The following is a 21,667-nucleotide window of genomic DNA, read 5'->3' as shown; positions in this document are numbered from 1 at the left end:
GAGAGCCGGCTGGTGCGCGATACGATCCTCGGCCATCTGCGCGGCCCGCTGCTGACCGCGCCGGGGCAGCAGGTCGCGGCGAGCTTCAGCGCCGATCTGCCCGGCCGCAAGGGCGCGGTCGTGATGCCGGCCCCGCTGCCGCAGCCGCGCTACGCCCTCTGGGGCACGGCCTTCGGCAGCACCGGCAACAGCGACGGCGACGGCAACGCCGCCAGCCTGAGCCGCCGCAGCGGCGGGGCACTGCTCGGGGCGGATGTCATGGTCTACGACGCGCCGGGCTCGTCGCTGAAGCTGGGCGTTGCCGGCGGCTACAGCCAGTCGCGCTTTGACCTCGACGCCCGCCTATCTTCCGGCAAGCTCGAAAGTGGCCATGCCGCACTCTATGCCGGGGCACGCTTCGGCAATCTCAGGCTCGATGCCGGCGCGGCCTACACCTGGTCGGAGAGCGACATCCGCCGCCAGGTCCAGATCCGCGGGCTCAGTGACCTCTTGCGCCTGCAGCGTCCGGGGCAGGTCGCGCAAGGCTTCGCCGAGCTCGGTTATGGCTTCGCCTTCAGCGGCGTCGCGCTGGAGCCCTTCGCGCAGTTGGCGCTGATCCGGGTCAGTACGGATGCCGGCACGGAGCGTGGCGGCGCTGCCGCCTTGCGTGTCCTCTCCAGCGACCAGACGCTGGGCTTCACCACGCTCGGCGTCCGCGCCGAGGCGCAGATCGGGGCGATGCCGCTGTTCGCCCGGGCCATGCTCGGCTGGCGCCACGGCTTCGGCGATCTCACGCCGCAGGCCGGCACCGCCTTCGTCGCCGGCACGACGCCGGCCACGGTCTTCGCCACCCCGATCGACCGCGAGGCCCTCGTCGCCGAGGCCGGCCTCGACTGGCGGATATCGCAGGCCACCGCGCTCGGCCTGACCTACTCCGCCGCCATCGGCGAGCGCTCCAGAGACCACGCCCTCAAGGGCAGGGTCGAGATGAGGTTCTGAAGCGAAGGGGCTGTCCGGAACAGGCGTGGCAACGGTTGATAGAGGAGTAATCTCTTCACCTACTGAACCTGCTAGCCGACTTGCCGATGGCGAACGATGCGGGCTTGGCTGGGCTGTGCACCGGTGACAAGTTCCGGATCGGCCGACGCACGCCCCTGAGGCCTGGCGCGACTTCGGCGCTGTCGCTCAGGGTGACGCCTGCGCCTGACGGGTCGCGCGCAGCAGCTCACGCGGCAGCGCACCGGTCTGGCGCTCGACCATGCGGTGCACGACAGGCGGCTCAGGCCCGATATGCAGATCCCTGACCCGGTCGCCGATTTCGGCGTCGGCCTGGGTGACGCGCTGGGCCTGGCGGACATATTCGACCCAGGTCGGGCTGTCGTAGCGTTCGATCCAGAGCTCGGCATCGGTCAGGTCGCGCAGCAGCGACCAGTGGCGGGCACCGTCGCGGCGGCGGATGCGCCGGCGTTCCTCCATCGCCTTCAGGAACTCGACGACATCCTCCTGCCTGATCCGCCATTCGATGGTGACGAAGACCGGGCCGCTGCGCGGCTCGATGTCGACCGCGACCTCGGGCTTTCGCCAGCGGCCGAGTGGATCGAGATTGAGCGCCTCCAGCGGGGGCAACTGATAGCGCAGCCCGACGGCCGCGCCGAAGACGAGCGCGACTGCCGCCGCGATGAGACCGCCGGCCGGGCCGGAATGGAGGGTGACCCAGCCCCAGGCCCAGCTGCCCGCGGCCATGCCGCCGAAGGCGGCCATCTGGTAGAGCGCCAGCGCCCGTCCCACCACCCAGCGCGGCGCCGACAGCTGCACAGTCGAATTGAAGGTCGAGAGCGCCAGCACCCAGCAGGCGCCACCGGCCGCGAGCGCCGGCATGGTGAGCCACATGGTCGGGCTCAGCCCCACCACCAGGGCCGCGGCCGCATAGGTCAGGAAGGTCAGGCGCACGAGGGTCTCGGTGCTGAAACGACGGCGCAGCCGGGCGCTGACGAAGGCTCCGGCGACCGCGCCGGCGCCGAAGGCGCCCAGCAGGATGCCGTATGTCAGCGGGCCGCCGCGCACGAGATCGCGTGCGACCAGCGGCATCAAGGCGAGGCCGACGATGCCGCCGAAACCGAAGAGAAAGGCCCGCAGAATGACGGCGCGGATATTGGGCGACATCGCGACATAGCGCAGACCGGCGCCCATCGCGAGCAGGAACGTCTCGCGCGGCAGCACGCGCTCGACCCGCGGCGGTTGCCAGCGGGCCAGCACGACGATGAGGCCGATATAGCTGAAGGCATTGACGACGAAGGCTGCGACCGCGCCGAAGGCGGCGACGATGGCGCCGCCGATCGCCGGGCCGACGCTGCGGGCGATGTTGAACGCGACGCTGTTCAGCGTCACCGCCGCCGGCACCTCGGGTCGCGGCACCATGTCGCCGACCGAGGACTGCCAGGCGGGGTTGTTGAGCGCGTTGCCACAACCGAGCAGGAAGGTGAAGGTCAGGAGCAGCCAGGGCGAGAGCAGTCCATGCCAGGCAAAGACCGCCAGCATGATCGAAACGGCGAGCATGAAGCCCTGCGCCGTCAGCAGGATGCGGCGACGGTCGTAATTGTCCGCGATCGCGCCGGCGGCAAGCGAGAACAGCATCACCGGCAGCGCGGTGGAGGCCTGGACGAGCGCGACCATGTCCGGCGAACTGGAGAGCGAAGTCATCAGCCAGGCTGCGCCCACCATCTGGACCAGGCCGCCGAAGTTCGAGGCAAGGCTGGCGATCCAGACCGCGCGGAAGATCGGCTGGCGCAACGGCGCAAAGGCCGAATAGCGCCCGTCATCTGGCTTCAGGCCCTCGGCGGCGAGGTCGGCTTCGGCGGTTTCGGCAGTGGTCTGCGTGGCTGGCTCTTGCGGCATGCCACAGTTAGAGCATGCCGGCGGGCGATGGGAAGCCGCGCTGCGCCATTGTCCATCATCAGATGATTTGAGACTGTTTTCAGGAACGAAGGCTGGGGCTCATCCGGGTTTCACGGGCGGCTTCGGGACGATGATGCGCCCTGTATTCCAGGCTGGTGCCGACGGGTCGGTTGAGCTGCGACAGGCATGACGCACCTGCCAGAAGCAAACCGTCATCGCAGCAGCGCGAGATCAATCGCCTGTGCGAGCGCGGCTATGCCCGCATCGCTCTCCATGAAAATACAATGTTAATCCTCGGCTATCGCATTGGCGGGGCCATGCCTCAGTGCGACAGGATCGGGCGAATGCGCGCCAGATTCTCGATCGTGTGGGCCAAATGCGCGCGCAGTCGGTCGGCAGCTTCGTCCTGATCGCGGCGCGCGAGGCTGTCGAGGATGGCGAGATGCTCCTCGCATTGCGCGCGGTAACGCTTGCGGTCCAGCATCGACCGGTAGGACAGCAGGCGGCGCACGCGATTGAGCCGCCTGATCGTATCGAGGAAGAACGGGTTGCCGCTCGCTCCGACGATCGTCTCATGGAAGCGCACCCCGCGCTCGTGCAGCGCGTCAGCGGAATCGGTCTCGATCGCGCCCGCGGCACGATCAACGTGATCATGCGGTTCGCCTCGATCGCGGGGCATTCCGATCCTTGATATCGAACGTCTCCTCCCCGGGCACAGACATGCGCTATGAACAATTGGCGGGTGTAAGGTCATGCCCGCCGTGATTGCTCCTGTGGGGAGGCGTGCTCGACATTGCCGTCCCGGACGTGCTTCGCGATCGCCAGGTTTGGGACTGAAAGTCGATGACCGAGGGACGACAGTCCGATATCCGCATTCTCGTCAGCGGCGGACGCGGCCGGCTTGCCAGCGTGCTGTCGCTCGTCGGCGGGGATCGTGTACAGGCTTTGCCGCGCGCCGAGCTTGACATCTGCGATGCCTTCGCCTTTCAGGCTGCACTCGCGAGGCTGAAACCGGACGTCGTCATCAATGCGGCGGCGATCAGCGCCCTCGAGGCCTGCGAGCGCGCGCCGGAGCGAGCACACGCTGTCAACGCGCTGGCCCCCGGCCATATGGCACATGCCTGCTCAGAGGCCGGAACGCCGTTCGTCCACCTGTCGACGGATTACGTCTTCGGCGCCCCGACTGATCGCCCGTGGCGGGAAGCCGATCCGGTATCGCCGATCAACCTGTACGGGAAGCTGAAGGCCGAAGCCGAACGACATGTCCTCGCCGCCGGCGGAAATGCCTGTATCGCCCGGGTCGCCTGGCTGTTCGGAGACGGCAAGGATTTCATCGCCCATCTCCTGCGCGGACAGGACGATGCCGTCAGGATCGCCCGCGACCAGATCGGCTCGCCGACGCCGATCGGTCCGCTCGCCGGGCGTCTGCTGGATCTGGCCGGACGCATGGCAGCCAGAGAGCCCATCCCGCGCCTGCTCCATCTCGCCGGCTCGCCGGCCGTGTCGCGGGCCGACTGGGTCGCCACGGCATTCGAGGCGCTTCGCCTGGCCGGACGGCGGACGCCGGAGCTGGTTCGTGTCCCGATGAGCGACCTCGGCTCCTCGGTCACCCGGCCGCACTTCAGCGCCCTCGACTCCGGCCTGGCCGCGGAGCTCTTCGGAGGCGAACTCGATTGGCGGGTCGCAGCCATGCAGGTCGAGACTTTCATCGACCGTCAGGTTTCGGGATAGGAACTCGTCTTTCTGCTCAGGCCTTGATCGGCTCGGCACGGCCGGAGCGCAACGAGCGATAGGCGGTATCGATCATCGCGAAAGCATGGCGGCCGTCGTCGAGCGTGACGGCCATGTCTCCGCCCTCCCTGAAGGCTTTGACGAAGGCCCAGGCGACATGTTCGTGGAAGACGCCGGTCTTGAAATGGGGCACCGTCGGCGACGAGGCCCAGCTGCCGCGCGGCGGCGACCACCGCCTTTTGCGGGAACACCGACGAACGGCCCTGGCTGCAGCTCTGGCGCGACTTGCGGCCGGGCGCGGGCGTGATGTCGATCGAACCCTGCTCGATCGGGCGCCTCGATGACGGCCGCAACGCCCCGCCGCCCCCGTTCGAGCCGGGTGGCAGCCGCGTGTTCGAGATCGACATCGACGTGGCCGATAGCCGGAGAAGCAGCGGTCCCCGCAAGTCCGCACGACGGATCCGCTGCCCCTCGCCGGCCGTCGATATGCGTGGTCCAGGTCGCCAGCGCCTTGCCGGTCGAAGAGCCTTCTTGTCTCAGCGACGGCTGCTCGACGTCCCGCCCTGATGTCCATGGGAAAGGAACTGCATGAAAGCCGGCGGGATCTCGATATAGCCGAGAGCTTCCTGGCGCGTGTCGAAGTCCGCGATAGCTTCGGTCAGCAGCTCGAACTCGCGCTCGCCGTCGGAGCCTCTCAAGGATGAGATCAACTGTGCAGCTCGCAGCACAGCAGCCTTCCGCTCTTCATAAGACGAGATCATCACGGCGTCGGCGTTCGGCATGACACCACCTCATCGCTACGCAACTCACAGCCACTACGCTAACGACTAAACCGCTGGAATACGAGTCGCTTATTGACGATGACTATCTGGCAGCCGCTCAGAAGCACATGCCGAGCCCGGCGTTGATTGCGTGGTTGGTTGCGTTCGGGGCAATGTGGCCGACCATTGCGAGCCCGCAATAGCATCAGCTTCCGCGGCCGCCGGGCGTGCGCACGAGCCCGCGACCTAAAAGCATTCATTCGGCCTTGGCGCTGTCAGGGTCCGAACAGCATTCCGGTCCGAGGTGGCTCGCCCCGATGCCGTTGACGAAGAGCCCGATCGTCTCTCGAGCGATATGATCGACCGAGAGCGGCCCGGCGGGATCATGCCAGCGGGCGATCCAGCTCAATGCGCCCGCCGCCGCGAAGGCGAGCAGCTTGGGGTCGCAGGCGCGGATCGAGCCGTCGGCGATGCCGGCCTCGATCAGGCCGCGGAAGCGCTTGTCGATCTTGCCCTTGAGAGCGCGCAGGTCCTTGCGCGTCTCGGCGGGGAGAGGGTCTTCGCCGACGAGGATCAGGCAGCGGCCGAAATCCTCGGTGACGATATGGGCGTATTCGGTCCAGAGCACCATCAGCCGCTCGAGGCCGCTGCCGCCGCTGCGCCTGGCCTGCGCCGAGGCAGCGGCGGCATCGAGCCGTTCCAGCCCGATGCGGACGCATTCGAACAGGATCTCGTCCTTGCTGCGAACGTAATGGTAGATCGTCGGCTTGGTGACGCTCAGGCGCTCGGCGACATCGTCGAGCGAGGTGCGGTGGAAGCCCCGCTCGGCAAAGGCCTGCGCCGCGACGCGCAGCACGGCCTCACGCTTGAGGGCGCGCTCCTGCTCGCGCTGCGCCGGCGTCTTCCAGAGGGCTGTCGCCATGACCTGTTCAGGCCCGCTCGATCGCGAGCGCGATGCCCTGGCCGCCGCCGATGCACATCGTCACCAACCCGTAGCGACCACCGGTGCGCTTGAGCTCATAGGCCGCCTTCAGCGTGATGATCGCGCCGGTCGCCCCGACCGGATGGCCGAGCGCGATCGCGCCGCCATTGGGATTGACCTTGGCCGGATCGAAGCCGAGCTCCTTGGCGACGGCGCAGGCCTGCGCCGCGAAGGCCTCGTTCGACTCGATCACGTCGAAATCCTTCAAGGAGAGCCCGGTGCGCTTGAGTAGCGCCTGCACCGCCGGCACGGGGCCGATGCCCATCACGCCGGGTTCGACGCCGGCATGGGCATAGCCGACGATACGCGCCAGGATCGGCTTGCCCTCGCGGCCGGCCCGGCCTTCCTCCATCAGCACCATGGCGGCAGCGCCGTCATTGATGCCCGAGGCGTTGCCGGGCGTGACCGTGCCGTCCTTCTTGAAGGTCGGGCGCAGGCCCTTCAGCGTCTCTGCCGTCGTCCCGGGCTTGGGATGCTCGTCGGTGTCGAAGCTGATCGTGTCGCGGCCCTTGCGCACTTCGACGGGCAGGATCTGCTCGCGGAAACGGCCGTCCTTGATCGCCTCGGCGGCACGGCGCTGGCTCTCGGCAGCGAAGGCGTCCTGAGCTTCGCGGTCGACGCCGTAGCGCTCGGCGACGTTTTCGGCGGTGATGCCCATGATGCCGTTGCCGAACGGATCGGTCAGGATGCCGGTCAGGTGGTCGGAGGCGACCGTGTCGCCCATGCGCTGGCCGAAGCGGGCGGTCGAGAGCAGATGCGGGGCGCGGCTCATCGTCTCCGCGCCGCCGGCGACGGCGATGTCGCAATCGCCGAGCATGATCGCCTGTGCCGCCGAGACGATCGCCTGCACGCCGGAGCCGCAAAGCCGGTTTAGGGTCATGGCCGGGACCTCGACCGGGATGCCGGCATCGATCGCCGCGATGCGGGCGAGATAGGCGTCCTTGGATTCGGTCAGGATGACGTTGCCGAACACGACATGGCCGACCTCTGCGGCGGGCAGATCGGCGCGGCGCAGCGCCTCGGCGACGCAAGCTGTGCCGAGCGCGGTCGGCGCATGGCCGGAGAGCGCGCCGCCGAAGGTTCCGATCGCGGTGCGCACACCCGCGGTGATGACGACATGTCGGCTCATGGTGGTTCTCCTCAAACGGGTTCGGCGTGTCGCTCGGGCTTGTACAGCCCTTCGATCTCGGCGGCGTATTTCTTCGCGATGCTCGCTCGCCGCACCTTCATCGTCGCGGTCACCTCGTCATCGTCATGATCGAGCTCCTTGACGAGGAGGTGGAAGCGCTTGAGCTGCGCCACCGGCGCTAGCTGGCTGTTCGCCTGCTCGATCTCGGCGGCGACGAGTTCGCGCACGCGCTCATGCTCGGCGAGGCTGCGGAAATGGGTGAAGGCGATACGGTTCTCCTCAGCCCATTTGCCGACGGTCTCGGCGTCGATCTGGATCAGGGCGGAGGGATAGCGGCGCCCATCGGCGACGACGATGCATTCCTTGATGAAGGCGCTGCCCTTCACCGTGTTCTCGATCTCGGATGGGCTGAGGTTCTTGCCGCCGGCGGTGATCATGATGTCTTTCAGCCGGTCGACGATCCGGACCTGGCCGGCCTCGATCACGGCGACGTCGCCGGTGTGCAGCCAGCCCTCGCGCAGCACGCCTTGCGTCGCCTCGGGATTGCGGAAATAGCCCTCGAAGACGATGTCGCCGCGTACCAAGAGTTCGCCCTGGTCGCCGAGCTTGGCCTCTGTGCCCGCGACCGCTTCCCCGACCGAGCCGGGTAGCAGATGGTCGAGGCGCTGTCCGGTCGCCATGCCGGAGGTCTCGGTCAGCCCATAGACCTCGACCAGCGGCACACCGAGCGTGCGGAAGAACTGCACGATGCGCGGCGGGATCGGCGCCGCCCCGGTGAGCGCGATCTTCGCCTTGCGCAGGCCGATGAAGTTCTGCAGCGCCCGGAAGATGACGAGGTGAAAGAAGGTTGCGAGCGCCTTCTCGCGCAGGCTGCGTGCGGAGTTCGGCTTGGTGGCGAAGGGCTCGCAGGCGGCAAGGCCGGCCTCGAACAGGCGCCGGCGCCAGCCGCCGGCCTCCATCAGCTTGATATGGATCGCCGCGTGCAGCTTCTCCCAGATGCGGGGCACGCCGAGGAAGAGCGTCGGCGCGACCTCGCGCAGGTCCTCCTGCACCGTGCGGATCGACTCGCCGAAGGAAACGCAGGAGCCGGCATAGATCGGCGCCATCGTGCTCAGCATCTGCTCGGCGACATGGCAGAGCGGCAGATAGGACAGGTTGGTCGTAGTGGCGTCATAGCCGAGCCGCTCGACCACGCCGGCCGCCTGGGCGCGCATGTTGCGATAGCTCAGCATCGCGCCCTTGGGCTTGCCGGTGGAGCCGGAGGTGTAGACCATCAGGCCGATATCGGCCTGCGTCTGCGCCGCGAGGCAGGCATCCACGAGGCCGAGGTGTTTCGCCTCGTGCTCGGCGCCAAGCCGCAGCACCTCGGCGAAGGCGACGACCAGCTCCGAGGCGTAACCCCTCAGGCCCTTGGGATCGATCACGACGATGCGCTTCAGCCGCGGCAGCTCCTCCAGCCGCTCCAGCACCTTGTCGGTCTGCTCCTGATCCTCGCAGACCGCGATCTCGACCTCGGCATGGCCCAGCACATAGGCGACCTCGTTGGCCGGGCTGGTCGCATAGACGCCGATCGCGACCGCGTTGACCATGCCGGCGCCGAGCTGGGCGACGACCCATTCGGCGCGGTTCTCGGAGAGGATGCCGACATGACCGCCCTGCTCCAGACCGAGCGCGCGCAGGCCAAGGCCGAAATGGCGGGCGCGGCGATCATACTCGGCCCAGCTGATCGGCAGCCAGATGCCGAAATCCTTCTGCCTGAGCGCGATACGCTCCGGCATCGTCCGAGCATTCTCGCGTAGCATCTGCGGCAGGGTGAGGTTCGGAAGCTCGCGCATCGCCGCCATCCTCACGAGAGCCAGCGCTTGCGGCGCTTATAGTGCTTGATGTCGCGATAGCTGCGCTCACCCCCGGCGCCGCCGAGGCCGAGATAGAACTCGCGCACGTCCTGGTCGCGCATCAGCTTGTCGACCGGCCCGTCGATCACGACCTTGCCCATTTCGAGGATGTAGCCGTAGCTCGCCACCGCGAAGGCGACGGCGGCGTTCTGCTCGACCAGCAGCATCGAAACCTTCTGCTCGGCATTGATGCGGGCGATGATCGCGAATATCTCCTCGACCAGCTTGGGTGCCAGGCCGAGCGAGGGCTCGTCGAGCAGGATCAGCGAGGGCCGCGCGATCAGGGCGCGGCCGATCGCCAGCATCTGCTGCTCGCCGCCGGAGAGATAGCCGGCGAGCCCCTTGCGGCGCTCATGCAGCCTTGGGAAGTAGTTGTAGACGAGGTCGAAATCGGCGGCAGGCAGCTTGCGCCCCGTCAGTGCGAAGGTCGCGGCGGTGAGGTTCTCCTCGACGGAGAGGTCTTCGAAGATCCGCCGCCCCTCCATCACATGGAAGAGGCCGCGCCGGACGAGCCCGTGCGGGGTGAGCGCGGCGATGTCGTCGCCGCGGAAGCGGATGGCGCCGGCGGTGACGTCGCCATCCTCGAGCGAGAGCAGGTTCGACACCGCCTTCAGCAGCGTCGACTTGCCGGCGCCATTCGAGCCGAGAAGGGCGACGATCTCGCCCTCCGGCACTTGCAGCGACAGCCCGCGCAGCACCTGCACGGTCCGGTTATAGACCACCTCGACATTGTTGACGTCGAGCACCGCGGGACCGGCCATGACCCTCTAGCCTCTCACTGAGCCGCCGCCGTTACAGCTTGATCCAGTCGGACGCCGGCTGCATCTGCTTGGCCTTGGCGTCGAAGCGGTAGATGCGCCCGACCGGCACCGAGTTGCCGGGGATCGAGATCGGCACGCCGAACAGCCCGCCGGTGTCGAAATCCTTGATGCTGTTCAGCCCGGCCTTGAGATTGGCGCCGGTGAGCTCCTTGCCGGCCTCGAGCGTGCGCTTCACCGCCTCGGCCATCAGCATGGCAGTGACGAACCCCTGGAGATAGCCGGTCGACTGGTATTCCGGGCGCATCTGCCGGATCTTCTCCAGCATCGGCGCGGTGCCGTCCTTGTCGTAGTAGTAGCGGTAGGGCATCACGCCCATGAAGCCCTCGGCGGCGTCGCCCATGCGCTGCACGGTCGAGTTGTCCATGGTCCAGAACGTGCCCATGAACTGGCTCTTCATGCCCATCTGCTTCGCCTGGGTGACGAATTCCGGGATCGGCGCCAGCACATAGCCGTGGAAGATCGTGAAGTCGGGGTTGGCGCGGCGCAGCTTCAGCACCTCGGTCGAGACGTCGACGCTGCCGGGCGGCGTCACGATCTTCTCGACGACGCTGAGCTTCAGCTCCTTGGCGACCGCCTCGCTCGGCCCGATCGGATCGCGCCCGAACTCGCTGTCGGAATAGACGAAGGCGACGCGCGCGCCCGGCTTCTCCTTGGCGATGTAGCGCAGGAGAATGCCGAACATCTCGGTGTAGTCGGGCCCGGCCATGAACTGCAGCGGGAACTTCTTGGGATCGTTGAGCTCGGTCGCGAAGGAGGCGCCGGCCATGAGCATGCTGCCGCGACGTTCCAGCTCGGGATTGATCGTCTTCGAGAAGCCGGTCGAGTCGCCATAATAGAGCGAGACCTTCTCCTGGCCGGTGATCTTATTGAAGGCCGCGACCGAGGCGTCGACCTTGTAGGCGGTGTCCTCGGCGACATACTTGATCTTGCGGCCCTTGATGCCGCCGCCGTCGTTCAGGATCTTGAGATAGTCCTGGATGCCGGCATGGATGCCGACGCCGGCAAAGGCGAAGACACCGGTCAGCGGGATCGAGCCGCCGAGGACGATGTCGCCGCCCTCCTGCGCCGCAAGCGGCCTGACACTGAGCGTCAATCCGCCGGCGAGCGCTGCGGTGCCGGCCAGGAGCTGGCGTCGGTCGAGAGTCGTATTCGTCATCTCATCCTCCCTTGGGTTGGCTGCTCTTGACGGCAGCCGTTTCAGCGAAGTGCTCAGGTCCTGAACGGCCAGAGATGGAAGAAGCGGCGCAGCCGCCGCCAGATCTCGGCGAGGCCGCGCGGCTCGAAGATCAGGAAGCCGACGATCAGCCCGCCAAAGACGATCGTGCGCACCGGCGCCAGCGCCGCGAGCGCGTCCGGATAGAATGGCGTCGCCCAGTTCGCGACGAACTTCAAAAGCTCCGGCACGAGCGTCATGAAGACCGCGCCGAGGATGCCGCCGAGGATCGTGCCCATGCCGCCGACGATGATCGCAGCGAGATAGAAGATCGAATTGACCAACGGGAAGCTCTCGGGCGTGACAACGCGGAAGAAGTAGGCCCAGAGCCCGCCGGCGAGCCCGGCATAGAAGGAGGAGATCGCAAAGCTGGTCAGCTTGTAGCGCAGCAAGGGAATGCCGAGCACCTCGGCCGAGATGTCGCGGTCGCGGATCGCGATGAAGGCGCGGCCGATCCTGGTGCGCAGCAGGTTGGCCGCACCAAGCACCATCAGGCAGGTCACCGGCATGATCAGCCAATAGAGCGAGAAGGGCTGGTCGAGGTTGAGGCCGAACAGGCGTGCCGGCGGCATCGACAGGCCGCGCGACTCGCCGGTCAGCGACCAGTGCGAGAACAGGAAATGCAGGATGACCGAGGCCGCGATCGTCGCGATGGCGAGATAGAGCCCCTTCACCTTGAGGCTGGGAATGCCGACGAGCACGCCGATCGCCGCCGCGAAACCGGCACCGACCAGAAGGTTGATGAAGAACGGCGTACCGAGCCTGATCTCCAGCACGGCGACGGTGTAGGCGCCGACGCTCATGAAGGCGGCCTGGCCGAGGCTGACGAGGCCGGTATAGCCGGTGAGCAGGTTCAGGCCCGTCGCGCTCGCGACATTGATCGCGCAGAGGCAGGCGAGGAAGAGCCAATAGGGGCTGGCGACGAAGGGGAAGGCGACCGCGGCGAGCGCGAGCAGCACCAGCAGGGCGCGCTGCAAGGAGCTGTCGAACAGCGCCTCGTCGGCGGCGTAGCTGGTCTTGAGCGTGCCGATCCGCATGGCGCTAGAGCCTCTCGATCTCGTGCGTGCCGAACAGGCCGTAGGGACGGACCATCAGCAGCACGAGCAGCAGCGCGAAGGTGACGACGAGCTTGAATTCGCCGCCGAGGAAGGCGCCGGCAAGCGCCTCGACCAGCCCGATCAGAAGGCCACCGACCAGCGCGCCGGCGATCGAGTCGAGCCCGCCGATGATCACCACGACGAGGACCGAGAGGCCGAACACGCCCATGGTCGGCGAGATGCCACCGATCGCCCCGACCAGCACGCCGGCGCCGGCCGCGGTGGCGCAGGCGAGGATCCAGGCGACCGAGAAGACGCGCGGCACGTCGATGCCGACCGAATAGGCCGCGCCCTGATCGGCCGCCGTCGCCTTCAGCGCGACGCCGCCGCGCGAAAAACGGAACAGGGCCAGGAAAAGCCCGATCACCACCGCCGCGGCGACGAAGCCGATCGCAACCTTCGGGGCGAGATAGGCCTCGCCGATGAAGACCGGCGTCGACGGCATGAATTCGGGCAGCCGCAGCGGGTCGGCGCCCCAGCCGAGCTGCACGACACCGGCGAGGATCGAGCCGAGGCCGATCGTGACCATGAACACCGAGATCGGGCTCTCGCCCAGCATCGGCCGGATCAGCGCGCGCTCGACCAGCCAGCCAAGCGCGCCGCCGGCGGCGATCGCAAGCGGGAGCGCGAGCCAGGGCGAGAAGCCGAGCCCGGCCGCAAAGCCGAGGAAGGCATAGCCGCCGAGCATCAGGATCTCGCCTATGGCGAGGTTCACCACGCGCGTGGCCTTGTAGATCAGCACGAAGGCGACGCCGGTCAGCGCATAGAGCGCCCCGGCGCCGAGGCCGGCCAATGTCACTTCGGCGAGGAAGAGAGCGTCCATCACGCCGCCTCCGCCTTGATCCGGCGCGCGATCGCGCCGACATCGCCCGAGCCGAGATAGGCGGCGATCACGGCGTCGTTGCCCTGCACCTCGCGCGGCGTGCCGTTGGCGATGACCTGGCCGAAATTCAGCACGACGACATGGTCGGAGATGTCCATCACCATGCCCATGTCGTGCTCGACCATCAGGATGGTGACGCCCCATTCCTCCTTCACGTCGAGGATGAAGCGGGCCATGTCCTCGGTCTCCTCGCGGTTCATCCCGGCGACCGGCTCATCGAGCATCAGGATGCGGGGGCGCATGGCGAGTGCCCGCGCCAGCTCGACGCGCTTCTGCAAACCGTAGGAGAGCGTGCCGACCGAGGCGTTGCGGATGTGCTGGATCTCGAGGAAATCGATGATGCGCTCCTCGATCTCGGCCCGCAGCTCCAGCTCCTCCTTCTGCGCCCTTCCCCAATAGAACAGCGCGTCGAGCACGCCGGTGCGCATATGGGCGTGGCGGCCGAGCTTGATGTTGTCGAGCACGGTCATGCCGCGGAACAGCGCGATGTTCTGGAAGGTGCGGGCGAGGCCACGGGCGGCACGCTGGGGCGCGCGGACGCCGTCGAGGCTTGTCCCCGCGAAGCGGATGCTGCCGGCCTGCGGGCGGTAGAAGCCGGAGATCGTGTTGAACAGCGAGGTTTTGCCGGCGCCGTTCGGGCCGATTACCGCGGTGATCGCACCCTCGGGTACGCTGAAGGAGACGTCGCTGAGCGCGCGCACCCCGCCGAAGGCGAGCGAGACGCCCGAGACCTGCAGAATGGGCGAAGCCGTCACCTCAGCGCCCCTCGAACTGCGGCGGCCGCTTGGCGAGGAAGGCCTGCGCGCCCTCCCTGAAGTCTGCCGTGCGCGCGCCGGCAAGAAATGCCTCGCGTTCGAGTTCGAGCTGAGCCGAGAGATCGTTGCCGAGCGAATGGCCGATGAGATGCTTGATGCGCGCATAGGCCGCCGTCGGCCCCAGCGCGAGCCGGCGCGCCAGCGCCAGCGCCTCGCTCGCCAGATCGGCGGCTGGCACGACGCGGTTGACCAGCCCGAGCGCCTGCGCCTCCGGCGCACGCACCGGCTCCGCCAGCATCGCCAGTTCCAGCGCCTTGCGCGTCCCGACGATGCGCGGCAACCGATAGGTCGACGAACTGTCGGGGCTGATGCCGATACGCGCGAAGGCCAGCGTGAAGACGGCATCGTCCGCTGCAATGCAAAGATCGCAAGCCATGGAGAGGCTGAAACCAGCCCCCGCGACCGGTCCCTGCACGGCCGCAAGCGTCGGCAGCTTCAGCGCGTCGAGCGCACGCAGGGCGGCGTGCACCGGATCGATGATGGCTTCGATGGCGGCCGCCGGATCGCCGTCGAAGAAGCGGGCGACATCGCCTCCGGCGCAGAACGCGCGGCCCTCGCCACGCAGCAGCAGGACACGCGCCGTGCCGTCCCGCGCAATGCGTTCGATCGCGTCCGCAAGGCTGCGCGCCATCTGCGGGTCGATCGCATTGAGCACGCGCGGACGATTGAGCGTGACGGTGGCGACGGCCTGCTCGATTGCGAGCAGCACCGGGCTTTCGGCCTGGTCCATGACGTTCCCCTTGAGTCCGCAGTCGTTCGCCGCCGCGGTATCTCCAGCTCTACTCGATATTCCTGAGCTTACTCATGAGTAAGGCGAAAGCGGACGGCATGCGCTATGCGCAATTGCGCACGGCCGGCATTGTCGAAACGGAACAGGCCTGATCGAACGAGGCCCAGGCATTGTCGATCTTGGCCTCCTTCACATTTTCTCACGTGCCGGGCCCGCGACCGCAGCCTGATCGATCATCAGGCGGATTGCTGCGGTCCAGGAGAAATGGCTGCCACCCAGCCCCTCGCCGGAGGTCGGGTCGAAGTATTCGGCGATACCGCCATCCCGCATCAGGGTCTGTGTCGCCAGGTGGATCCGGCTGGCGAGCGCCGCATGCCCATAGCGCTCGAACCCCTCGGCGATCATGAAGTTCACTACGGCCCAGATTGGACCGCGCCAGTAGCGCTTCGGCTCGAAGCGGGGATCGAGCGGCGAGGTGCTCGGCACCGGATAAGGTACCTTGGCAAGCCAATCTTCCAGCTCAGCGGCAAGGGCAGCGGCCTGCCCGGCCGAGGGGATGCCGGCGAACAAAGGCAGCAGGCCGGCCGAGGTCGAGGCGTCGACCGTGGTGCCCGTGCAGAGATCACGCGCCTGGTAGATGCGCCGCTCTTCACTCCAGAGCCGGGCGAAGGCCGCGGCCCGGCGCGCCATCCGCGCTTCGATGCGGCGGCGCTCCGCTTCGGTGCCGAACTGCGCGGCCAGCGCCAGCAGATCCTCTTCCGCCTTGTGCAGGATCGCATTCGTCGCGACGTCGACGAGCTTGAAGGGCGAGGCCCGCCACATCGCCGCGGGCTCCCAGCCGAGCCCCGCATAGAGGTCGACCAGCGCGATGAAGCGGCGATAGTCCTCGTCGCGCGGGCGCATCTCGGCGCCGATATGCGAGGTGTCGCGGCGCCGGATCGGCGTCGTAGGGGCAATCGTCAGGCGCGCCATCGCCTCGTCCCAGGCCGGGCTGTTGTCCATGCCCGATTCCCAGGGATGCAGGATGGCGACGAGGCCGGTGGCTTCCGGGTCGCGGGCCTTCTCCCACCATTCATGCGAGGCGAGCGCGCAGCGATAGAGCCGGGCGGCTCGCGCCTGCGCGTCTGGGCCCCGTGCGATCTCGAAGACGCGGCGAAGCGCCGTGGCGAAGACCGGCGGCTGGGTGATGCCCGAGGTCGGGATGGCATGGCGGGTGCGCCAGACGTCCGGCCCCGGGAAATAGTCGTCGCTCGGCGCGTGGAAGACGATATGCGGCACCATGCCGTCATCCCACTGGCCCTCGACCAGCCGCTCCAGCTCGCGCCAGGCGCGCTCCTTGTCGAAGGTTGCCCAGCCCATCGCAACGAACGCCGAATCCCAGTTCCACTGGAACGGGTAGAGCCGGTCGGTCGGGACCGTGTAGCCGCCGCGGTCATTGGCGCGCAGGATGGCGCGGGCCGCCTCGATGTCGACCGTCGTCATGTCCAGGTCCATCATTGCGCCGGAAGCGCCCGGCCCGAGGCCGGGTCCATCCAGACCAGTCGTTTCGGGTCGGGCCTGAGGCCGATGCGGGTGCCTGGCTTGTGGCCGCTGCCGGCAGGCGCGGCGACGCGCAGCAGCGTCGATCCGCTGCGGCCGGTGACGAGGTCATGCGCGCCGAGGGGCTCGACCACCGCGATGTCGAAGGGCAGGCCCTCGCCGGCGGCGACCGGCATCAGGTCCTCGGCCCGGATGCCCATCAGCAGCTCGCCGGAAGCCTTCGGCGCCGGCAGGTTCGCACCTGCCAGCTCCAGCCGTGAATTCTCGACGGAGACCGGCAGGAAGTTCATCGGCGGACTGCCGACGAAGCCACCGACGAAGGTCGTCGCCGGGCGCTCATAGACCGCGGTCGGCCGATCGATCTGCTCGATGCGCCCGCCATGCATCACGGCGATCCGGTCCGCGAGGCCCATCGCCTCGGTCTGGTCGTGGGTGACGTAGATCGTCGTGGTCCTCGCCTCGCGCAGCACCGCCTTGAGCTCGGCGCGCATTTCGAGCCGCAGCAGTGCGTCGAGATTGGAGAGCGGCTCGTCCATCAGCAGCACCGGCGGCTCGACCGCCAGCGCGCGGGCGACCGCGACGCGCTGGCGCTGCCCGCCGGAAAGCTTGGCCGGATAGCGGTCGAGATAGGGCGTGATGTGCAGAAGCTCGGCCGCCTTGCCGACCTGCGCCTTGACCCGCGCCTCGTCGGCGCCCTGCATGCGCAGGCCGAAGCCGACATTCTCGTAGACGGTCATATGGGGGAAGACGGCGTAGTTCTGGAACACCATGGCGAGCCCGCGCCGGCGCGTCGGCACCTCCGTCAGGTCGCGCCCGCCGATGACGATGCGCCCGCTCGTCGCGCTCTCCAGGCCGGCGATGATCCGCAGCAGCGTGGTCTTGCCGCAGCCGGAGGGGCCGAGCAGGGCGACGAACTCGCCATCGGCGACGGACAGGTCGATCTGCTCCAGCGCCCGCGTCGCGCCGAAGGATTTGGCGATGCCGTCGATGGTGATCTCGGCCATGTCGTTCCCGTCAGCGGTTGGCGATGCCCCACATCGCGAACAGGTATTTCCGGACCGCGAAGATGAAGGCGAGCGAGGGCAGGATCAGCAGGAAGCCGCCGGCGAAGCGGAAATGCAGCGGCGATTCCGCCAGCACCGTCAGCAGATAGGCGGTGAGGGTGCGGTTCTTCACCGAGAGCACCGAGGCGGCGAAGACCTCGTTCCAGGAGATGACGAAGGCGAAGATCGCTGCCGCGGCGATGCCGGGCAGCGCCAATGGCAGCACCACCTTGCGGAAGGCCTGCCAGCGGCTGCAGCCGAAGACCCAGGCGGCCTCCTCGAGCTCGCGAGGGATCGCCTGGAACAGGCTCGCCGAGACCAGCGCCGCGAAGGGCAGTGCCAGCGCCGTGTGCACGAGGCCGACTCCGAAGGCGGTGTCGTAGAGCCCGATGCGGATGAAGGCGACCGTCAGCGGCAGCGCCAGGATGGCGAGCGGAAAGGCACGGGTCAGCAGGATCAGCAGGCGATAGGCGTTCTGGCCGCGGAAGGAGAAGCGCGCCAGCGCATAGCCGGCGGGAGCGCCGAGGCCGATCGAGAGCGCCATGCAGGTCAGCGCCGCGACGATGCTGTTGACCATCGCCGGCCAGACGCCCTCGACCGCGAGGAAAGTCTGCAGGGCGGCGAACGAGGCATCCCCTGGCCACAGCGATTTCGGCCAGCGGAAGACGCCGGTGCGCCCGCCGAAGGCGCCGAGAGCGATCAGCCAGATCGGCACCAACACCCAGGCGCAGAGCGCGACGACGCCGGTCCAGAAGACGGTGCGCTTCAGCCCGCTCATGGCTGCTGCTCCGCCGGCACGCGCAGCACCCGCAGGTAGATCGCCGTCGCGGCGAGCGAGATCACCACGATCAGCATCGCGTAGGCGGCCGCGACGCCGGTGTTCTGGTTGGCGTTCTGCCAGGTATAGGCTTCGCCGACGAGCACCGGGAAATTGGTGCCGCCGATGGCGTAGACCACCGCAAAGACCTCGAAGGCGAGCACGGTGCGCAGGATCAGAGCCGTCTGGATGCTGGGCTTGAGCAGCGGCAGGGTGATGCGGCGGAAGATAGTCCAGGGCCTCGCGCCGAAGACCTCGGCCGCCTCGCGATATTCTTTCGGGATCAGCTGGAGGCCGGCGACCAGGATGACCAGCACGATCGCGGTTGCGCGCCAGATCTCGGCGAGGACGACGCCGAGGAAGAGCGTGCCGGGCGTCTCGTAGGTCAGCCACGCGGTCGGCCCGTCGACCAGCCCGAGCCCGTAAAGTGCGCTGTTGAGATAGCCGCGATCCTGCAAGATCGCGAGCCAGACCAGGCCGGCGGCGAGATCGGAGACGCCAAGCGGGATCGTCCAGACCCAGAGCACGAGATCGCGCCCGCGGCCGATCTTCTCGATCATCACGCTCAGCCCGAGGGCGAGCGCGAGCTGGATCGGCACGACCACGAGGACGAGGAGGAAGGTGTTGCGCAGGGCCGGACCGAAGTTCAGGTCGGAGACCATGCGCCGGTAGTTGCCGAGCGAGGCCGCCCCGCCGTCGCTGAAGGACAGCGCGATCGTCTGCACCAGGGGGAGCAGGAAGATCACCGCCAGGAAGACCAGGGACGGCGCCAGCAGCAGGTAAGGGAGGGCTCGCGACTGCGCTCGCTTCATGGCGGTCCCGGCGGCGGGTGGTGGAATGGGAAAAGCGGGCGGCCCGCAGGCCGCCCAGTGGGGAGGAATGGTTCGCGTCAGTTCACCGGGCAGGCGCCATCGCTCGCCTTGTCCGGCGCCCAGCACGGCGCTTTCGTCGTCTCCATCAGCCCCTTGAGCACGATGGCCTGCGCGTCGAGCACCATGCGCGGGTTCTCGCCGCGCAGCACGATGCGCTGGAAGCTGTCGGAGAAGACCTTGTTGAATTCGCCGCCCTTGTCGCCGAGCCCGATCGGGAGCAGCGCCGGCAGCGCATCCTTCGCCCCTTGCGTCTTGGCGACGCCCTCGGCGATCAGCTTGATGCCCGGCGAGAGATCGGCCGGCAGGTCGGCCTTCACCACTGGGAAGAAGCCAACCTCGGCTGCGGTCCTCACCTGCACGTCAGGCTTGGTCAGGTGCTCGATCACCGCGGCGGCGCCGGCGCGATCGGGCGCGCCCTTCGGGATGGCGAGGCCGGCGATGACCGGCATGTAGCCGCGCCCCTTCGGGCCGGCCGGTGCCGGGAAGGTGACGTATGTGTCGGGCTCCTGAACCAGCGCGTCCTTGACGCGCGCGACATGGTCGAACGCGACCCAGACCTCGCCGGCCATCAGCGGCTCCTGCATGAAGTCGTAGCTGGTCGAGTTCGGATTGACGTATTGCCAGAGGCTCTTGAACTTGCCCCACATCGCCTCGGCCTCGGCCGAGCGGAAGGGCGTCACCACCCCGCCGGTGAAGGAGGGGTAGAGATAGCCCTGATAGAAGCGCGGCATCAGCCCCTTCGGCCCGGCCGGGAAGCCGATCAGGCGCTTGCCGGTCTTCTCGGTCAGCGCCTTGCCCCAGGCTTCGAGCTGGTCATAGGTCAGCGCGTTGACGTCGGCGCCGGCCGGCAGCGAGGCGAGCGCCTCCTTGCGCGCGACCATGATGTAGGTCGCCTGCATCCAGGGGATATAGACTTGGCTGCCCGTGCCGAGCTTGCCGAGTTCCATCAGCCCCGGCGGGATGCCGCGATCGGCGAGTTTGGCGGCGATATCGTCGATCGGCTCGATGTCGCCGGAGGTAACGAGCGGCTGCAACTCGCCATGGAGAGCGCCGGCGACGCTGATCGTGCGCTTGCCGGCCCTGCCCTCGGCCTTCATGCGCACGTCGAATTGCGGCGGCTCCTCGACCAGATAGGAGACTTTGCCGGGCACGCCCTTGAGCAGGACCTGGCGGAGCTTCTGCGCTTCCTCGACCGGCCGCAATTGCGTCGACAGGAAATTCACGTCCTGCGCGGCGGCGAGATTCGTCGTGAACAGGATCGCAACGGCGCCCGCGCTTGCCAGAATGGGTTTCATCATCTCCTCCCTCCGTGTTCGTTCTCGTGCGGCCTTGCCGGCCGCTTCAGGCTTGGATCGTCAGGCTTCTGCGCTCGAACCCCGCGGTATCTGGCGCAAATCCAGCACGGCCGAGAGCTCGCGCGGGTCTCTCCCGCTCATGCGGGCAAGCACCATCGCGGCGAGCCGCGCGCCGACCTCGGCCGGCGGCAGTTCCAAGGTCGTGAGCCCCGGCCGCGCATAGGACGCGGCGGGAATGTTGTCATGGCCGGTGACCGCGATGTCCGGGCCGATGGCGAGGCCGGCCTCGACCACAGCCTGCATCGCTCCCAGCGCCATCCGGTCGGTGGCACAGACGAGAGCCGTTGGCGGCTGGCTTCCAGCCAGCAGCTCGGCGGCGAGGCGGTGGCCGTCCGCTTCGGTCGGCTCGCCTTCGACGAGGAGCCGCTGCACGTCCTCCTCGAAGCCGGCTTCGATCATCGCCTGCCGCCAGCCCGCGGCGCGCAGCGTCGCGAAGGTGAGGTAGGACGGCGCCGACAGATGCGCGATCCGGCGATGCCCCAGGCCGATCAGGCGCGTCGTCAGCGTCCTGAAGCCGGCCTGCCCATCGCCGTCGACGAAGGCGTAGGGCCGCTTGGTCTCGGTCCGGCCATGGCAGATGAAGGGAACGCCCTTCGCCTCGAGATAGGCGACGCGCTCGTCCTTGCGGCGGGTACGGGCGAGGATGAAGGCGTCGGCGCGGCCGCTCTCCACCAGCCGGCGATAGGTCGCCATCTCCTCGAGGCCGGGGCGGGCCGCGAGCAGGATGAGGTCGTGCTGCTCGGCCGCGAGCTTTTCCCCGATCGCCGCCAGCAGCTCCGCAAAAACCGGCTCGTGGAAATGCCCAGGCTGCGCCGGCATGACGAAGGCGACGGTCTCGCCTGTGCCCTTGCGCAGGCGGCGTGCGGCGCTGTGCGGACGGTAATTGGCTTCGCGCGCCGCATGCCGGACGCGCTCGCGCGTCGACTGGGCAACGTCCGGATAGTCGTCGAGAGCTCGCGACACCGTGGTGATCGAGAGCCCCAGATTCCGCGCAAGGTCCTTCAGAGAGCTCAAAACAGGTCTCCAAAACGTTTTGGAAAATTATCGTGCCGATAGCGCGAGTCAACCGGCAGGCATGGAGCGGAGGGCCTGATCGTGATCAGCCAGGAC

General features: G+C 68.0%; 21 protein-coding genes. 2 read left to right on the top strand and 19 right to left on the bottom strand.

Annotated elements, in window-relative coordinates:
* Positions 1–978: autotransporter outer membrane beta-barrel domain-containing protein (locus tag V7S63_RS25265; RefSeq protein WP_336532265.1), on the top strand; the 978-nt coding region annotated here is incomplete at its 5' end.
* A 186-nt stretch (positions 979–1,164) separates the two neighbouring features.
* On the opposite strand, the gene V7S63_RS25260 is transcribed toward V7S63_RS25265, so the two are convergent.
* Positions 1,165–2,874, bottom strand: a complete 1,710-nt coding sequence (locus V7S63_RS25260) for an MFS transporter (protein WP_336532264.1) — start codon at positions 2,872–2,874, stop codon at positions 1,165–1,167.
* Positions 2,875–3,196: 322 nt separating this feature from the next.
* Positions 3,197–3,628 carry an FCD domain-containing protein gene (locus V7S63_RS25255; RefSeq protein WP_336532263.1) on the bottom strand — a complete coding sequence of 144 codons (432 nt, stop codon included), beginning with the start codon at positions 3,626–3,628 and terminating at the stop codon, positions 3,197–3,199.
* 89 nt (positions 3,629–3,717) lie between these two features.
* Here V7S63_RS25255 and V7S63_RS25250 point away from each other — a divergent pair, with 89 nt between their 5' ends.
* Complete coding sequence (locus V7S63_RS25250) at positions 3,718–4,605, top strand: SDR family oxidoreductase (RefSeq protein WP_336532262.1); 888 nt, start codon at positions 3,718–3,720, stop codon at positions 4,603–4,605.
* A gap of 16 nt (positions 4,606–4,621) precedes the next feature.
* Here V7S63_RS25250 and V7S63_RS25245 read toward each other — a convergent pair whose 3' ends face one another.
* The 17 genes from V7S63_RS25245 to V7S63_RS25165 form a co-directional block, all read right to left on the bottom strand.
* Positions 4,622–4,798, bottom strand: a complete 177-nt coding sequence (locus V7S63_RS25245; protein ID WP_167561665.1) for a hypothetical protein — start codon at positions 4,796–4,798, stop codon at positions 4,622–4,624.
* A 343-nt stretch (positions 4,799–5,141) separates the two neighbouring features.
* Positions 5,142–5,387: a hypothetical protein gene (locus V7S63_RS25240; protein ID WP_091836787.1), complete on the bottom strand. Its 246-nt coding sequence runs from the start codon at positions 5,385–5,387 to the stop codon at positions 5,142–5,144.
* 235 nt (positions 5,388–5,622) lie between these two features.
* Positions 5,623–6,288 carry a TetR/AcrR family transcriptional regulator gene (locus V7S63_RS25235; RefSeq protein ID WP_336532261.1) on the bottom strand — a complete coding sequence of 222 codons (666 nt, stop codon included), beginning with the start codon at positions 6,286–6,288 and terminating at the stop codon, positions 5,623–5,625.
* Positions 6,289–6,295: 7 nt separating this feature from the next.
* Positions 6,296–7,477, bottom strand: coding sequence for a beta-ketothiolase BktB (gene bktB, locus V7S63_RS25230; protein ID WP_336532260.1), 1,182 nt, complete (start codon positions 7,475–7,477; stop codon positions 6,296–6,298).
* An 11-nt stretch (positions 7,478–7,488) separates the two neighbouring features.
* On the bottom strand, positions 7,489–9,312 hold the full coding sequence (locus V7S63_RS25225) for an AMP-dependent synthetase/ligase (protein ID WP_336532259.1): 1,824 nt from the start codon (positions 9,310–9,312) through the stop codon (positions 7,489–7,491).
* A gap of 11 nt (positions 9,313–9,323) precedes the next feature.
* On the bottom strand, positions 9,324–10,133 hold the full coding sequence (locus tag V7S63_RS25220; protein ID WP_336532258.1) for an ABC transporter ATP-binding protein: 810 nt from the start codon (positions 10,131–10,133) through the stop codon (positions 9,324–9,326).
* A 31-nt stretch (positions 10,134–10,164) separates the two neighbouring features.
* Complete coding sequence (locus V7S63_RS25215) at positions 10,165–11,349, bottom strand: ABC transporter substrate-binding protein (RefSeq protein ID WP_336532257.1); 1,185 nt, start codon at positions 11,347–11,349, stop codon at positions 10,165–10,167.
* A gap of 53 nt (positions 11,350–11,402) precedes the next feature.
* Complete coding sequence (locus tag V7S63_RS25210) at positions 11,403–12,443, bottom strand: branched-chain amino acid ABC transporter permease (protein WP_336532256.1); 1,041 nt, start codon at positions 12,441–12,443, stop codon at positions 11,403–11,405.
* A 4-nt stretch (positions 12,444–12,447) separates the two neighbouring features.
* On the bottom strand, positions 12,448–13,326 hold the full coding sequence (locus V7S63_RS25205) for a branched-chain amino acid ABC transporter permease (protein ID WP_336532255.1): 879 nt from the start codon (positions 13,324–13,326) through the stop codon (positions 12,448–12,450).
* Entirely contained in the window at positions 13,326–14,141 is an 816-nt protein-coding gene (locus V7S63_RS25200; RefSeq protein WP_336532254.1) for an ABC transporter ATP-binding protein, read from the bottom strand. The genes V7S63_RS25205 and V7S63_RS25200 overlap by 1 nt, the downstream gene beginning before the upstream one ends.
* A 1-nt stretch (position 14,142) precedes the next feature.
* A complete protein-coding gene (locus V7S63_RS25195) occupies positions 14,143–14,931 on the bottom strand; it encodes an enoyl-CoA hydratase/isomerase family protein (protein WP_100962265.1) in 789 nt (262 codons plus the stop codon).
* 189 nt (positions 14,932–15,120) lie between these two features.
* Complete coding sequence (locus V7S63_RS25190) at positions 15,121–16,413, bottom strand: MGH1-like glycoside hydrolase domain-containing protein (RefSeq protein WP_336532253.1); 1,293 nt, start codon at positions 16,411–16,413, stop codon at positions 15,121–15,123.
* Between the two features lie 11 nt (positions 16,414–16,424).
* Positions 16,425–17,474 carry an ABC transporter ATP-binding protein gene (locus tag V7S63_RS25185; protein WP_336532252.1) on the bottom strand — a complete coding sequence of 350 codons (1,050 nt, stop codon included), beginning with the start codon at positions 17,472–17,474 and terminating at the stop codon, positions 16,425–16,427.
* A 10-nt stretch (positions 17,475–17,484) separates the two neighbouring features.
* The gene (locus V7S63_RS25180; protein ID WP_091836814.1) at positions 17,485–18,291 is read right to left on the bottom strand and encodes a carbohydrate ABC transporter permease; all 807 of its coding nucleotides are present in this window, start codon (positions 18,289–18,291) and stop codon (positions 17,485–17,487) included.
* Positions 18,288–19,142 (bottom strand): carbohydrate ABC transporter permease, encoded by an 855-nt coding sequence (locus tag V7S63_RS25175; protein ID WP_336532251.1) that lies wholly within the window; start codon positions 19,140–19,142, stop codon positions 18,288–18,290. Before V7S63_RS25175 ends, V7S63_RS25180 begins: the two co-directional genes overlap by 4 nt.
* Positions 19,143–19,219: 77 nt before the next feature.
* The gene (locus tag V7S63_RS25170) at positions 19,220–20,497 is read right to left on the bottom strand and encodes an ABC transporter substrate-binding protein (protein ID WP_336532274.1); all 1,278 of its coding nucleotides are present in this window, start codon (positions 20,495–20,497) and stop codon (positions 19,220–19,222) included.
* A gap of 60 nt (positions 20,498–20,557) precedes the next feature.
* Positions 20,558–21,571 carry a substrate-binding domain-containing protein gene (locus tag V7S63_RS25165; protein ID WP_336532250.1) on the bottom strand — a complete coding sequence of 338 codons (1,014 nt, stop codon included), beginning with the start codon at positions 21,569–21,571 and terminating at the stop codon, positions 20,558–20,560.
* Positions 21,572–21,667 lie beyond the last annotated feature (96 nt).

The sequence above is a fragment of the Allobosea sp. CCNWLY174 genome, assembly GCF_037120455.1.
GTDB classification, from domain to species: domain Bacteria; phylum Pseudomonadota; class Alphaproteobacteria; order Rhizobiales; family Beijerinckiaceae; genus Allobosea; species Allobosea lupini.
The sequence above is the reverse complement of the archived record's forward strand: the minus strand, read 5'-3'. Positions and strand labels throughout refer to the sequence as shown.

What these genes read in the sequence shown, in the direction of transcription:
- V7S63_RS25215 (WP_336532257.1), bottom strand. Translation starts at nt 11,349, where the DNA reads ATGACGAATACGACTCTCGACCGACGCCAGCTCCTGGCCGGCACCGCA.
- V7S63_RS25240 (WP_091836787.1), bottom strand. Translation starts at nt 5,387, where the DNA reads ATGCCGAACGCCGACGCCGTGATGATCTCGTCTTATGAAGAGCGGAAG.
- V7S63_RS25190 (WP_336532253.1), bottom strand. Translation starts at nt 16,413, where the DNA reads ATGACGACGGTCGACATCGAGGCGGCCCGCGCCATCCTGCGCGCCAAT.
- V7S63_RS25255 (WP_336532263.1), bottom strand. Translation starts at nt 3,628, where the DNA reads ATGACCTTACACCCGCCAATTGTTCATAGCGCATGTCTGTGCCCGGGG.
- V7S63_RS25175 (WP_336532251.1), bottom strand. Translation starts at nt 19,142, where the DNA reads ATGAAGCGAGCGCAGTCGCGAGCCCTCCCTTACCTGCTGCTGGCGCCG.
- V7S63_RS25185 (WP_336532252.1), bottom strand. Translation starts at nt 17,474, where the DNA reads ATGGCCGAGATCACCATCGACGGCATCGCCAAATCCTTCGGCGCGACG.
- V7S63_RS25220 (WP_336532258.1), bottom strand. Translation starts at nt 10,133, where the DNA reads ATGGCCGGTCCCGCGGTGCTCGACGTCAACAATGTCGAGGTGGTCTAT.
- V7S63_RS25260 (WP_336532264.1), bottom strand. Translation starts at nt 2,874, where the DNA reads ATGCCGCAAGAGCCAGCCACGCAGACCACTGCCGAAACCGCCGAAGCC.
- V7S63_RS25195 (WP_100962265.1), bottom strand. Translation starts at nt 14,931, where the DNA reads ATGGACCAGGCCGAAAGCCCGGTGCTGCTCGCAATCGAGCAGGCCGTC.
- V7S63_RS25250 (WP_336532262.1), top strand. Translation starts at nt 3,718, where the DNA reads ATGACCGAGGGACGACAGTCCGATATCCGCATTCTCGTCAGCGGCGGA.
- V7S63_RS25205 (WP_336532255.1), bottom strand. Translation starts at nt 13,326, where the DNA reads ATGGACGCTCTCTTCCTCGCCGAAGTGACATTGGCCGGCCTCGGCGCC.
- V7S63_RS25210 (WP_336532256.1), bottom strand. Translation starts at nt 12,443, where the DNA reads ATGCGGATCGGCACGCTCAAGACCAGCTACGCCGCCGACGAGGCGCTG.
- V7S63_RS25170 (WP_336532274.1), bottom strand. Translation starts at nt 20,497, where the DNA reads ATGAAACCCATTCTGGCAAGCGCGGGCGCCGTTGCGATCCTGTTCACG.
- bktB (WP_336532260.1), bottom strand. Translation starts at nt 7,477, where the DNA reads ATGAGCCGACATGTCGTCATCACCGCGGGTGTGCGCACCGCGATCGGA.
- V7S63_RS25180 (WP_091836814.1), bottom strand. Translation starts at nt 18,291, where the DNA reads ATGAGCGGGCTGAAGCGCACCGTCTTCTGGACCGGCGTCGTCGCGCTC.
- V7S63_RS25235 (WP_336532261.1), bottom strand. Translation starts at nt 6,288, where the DNA reads ATGGCGACAGCCCTCTGGAAGACGCCGGCGCAGCGCGAGCAGGAGCGC.
- V7S63_RS25225 (WP_336532259.1), bottom strand. Translation starts at nt 9,312, where the DNA reads ATGCGCGAGCTTCCGAACCTCACCCTGCCGCAGATGCTACGCGAGAAT.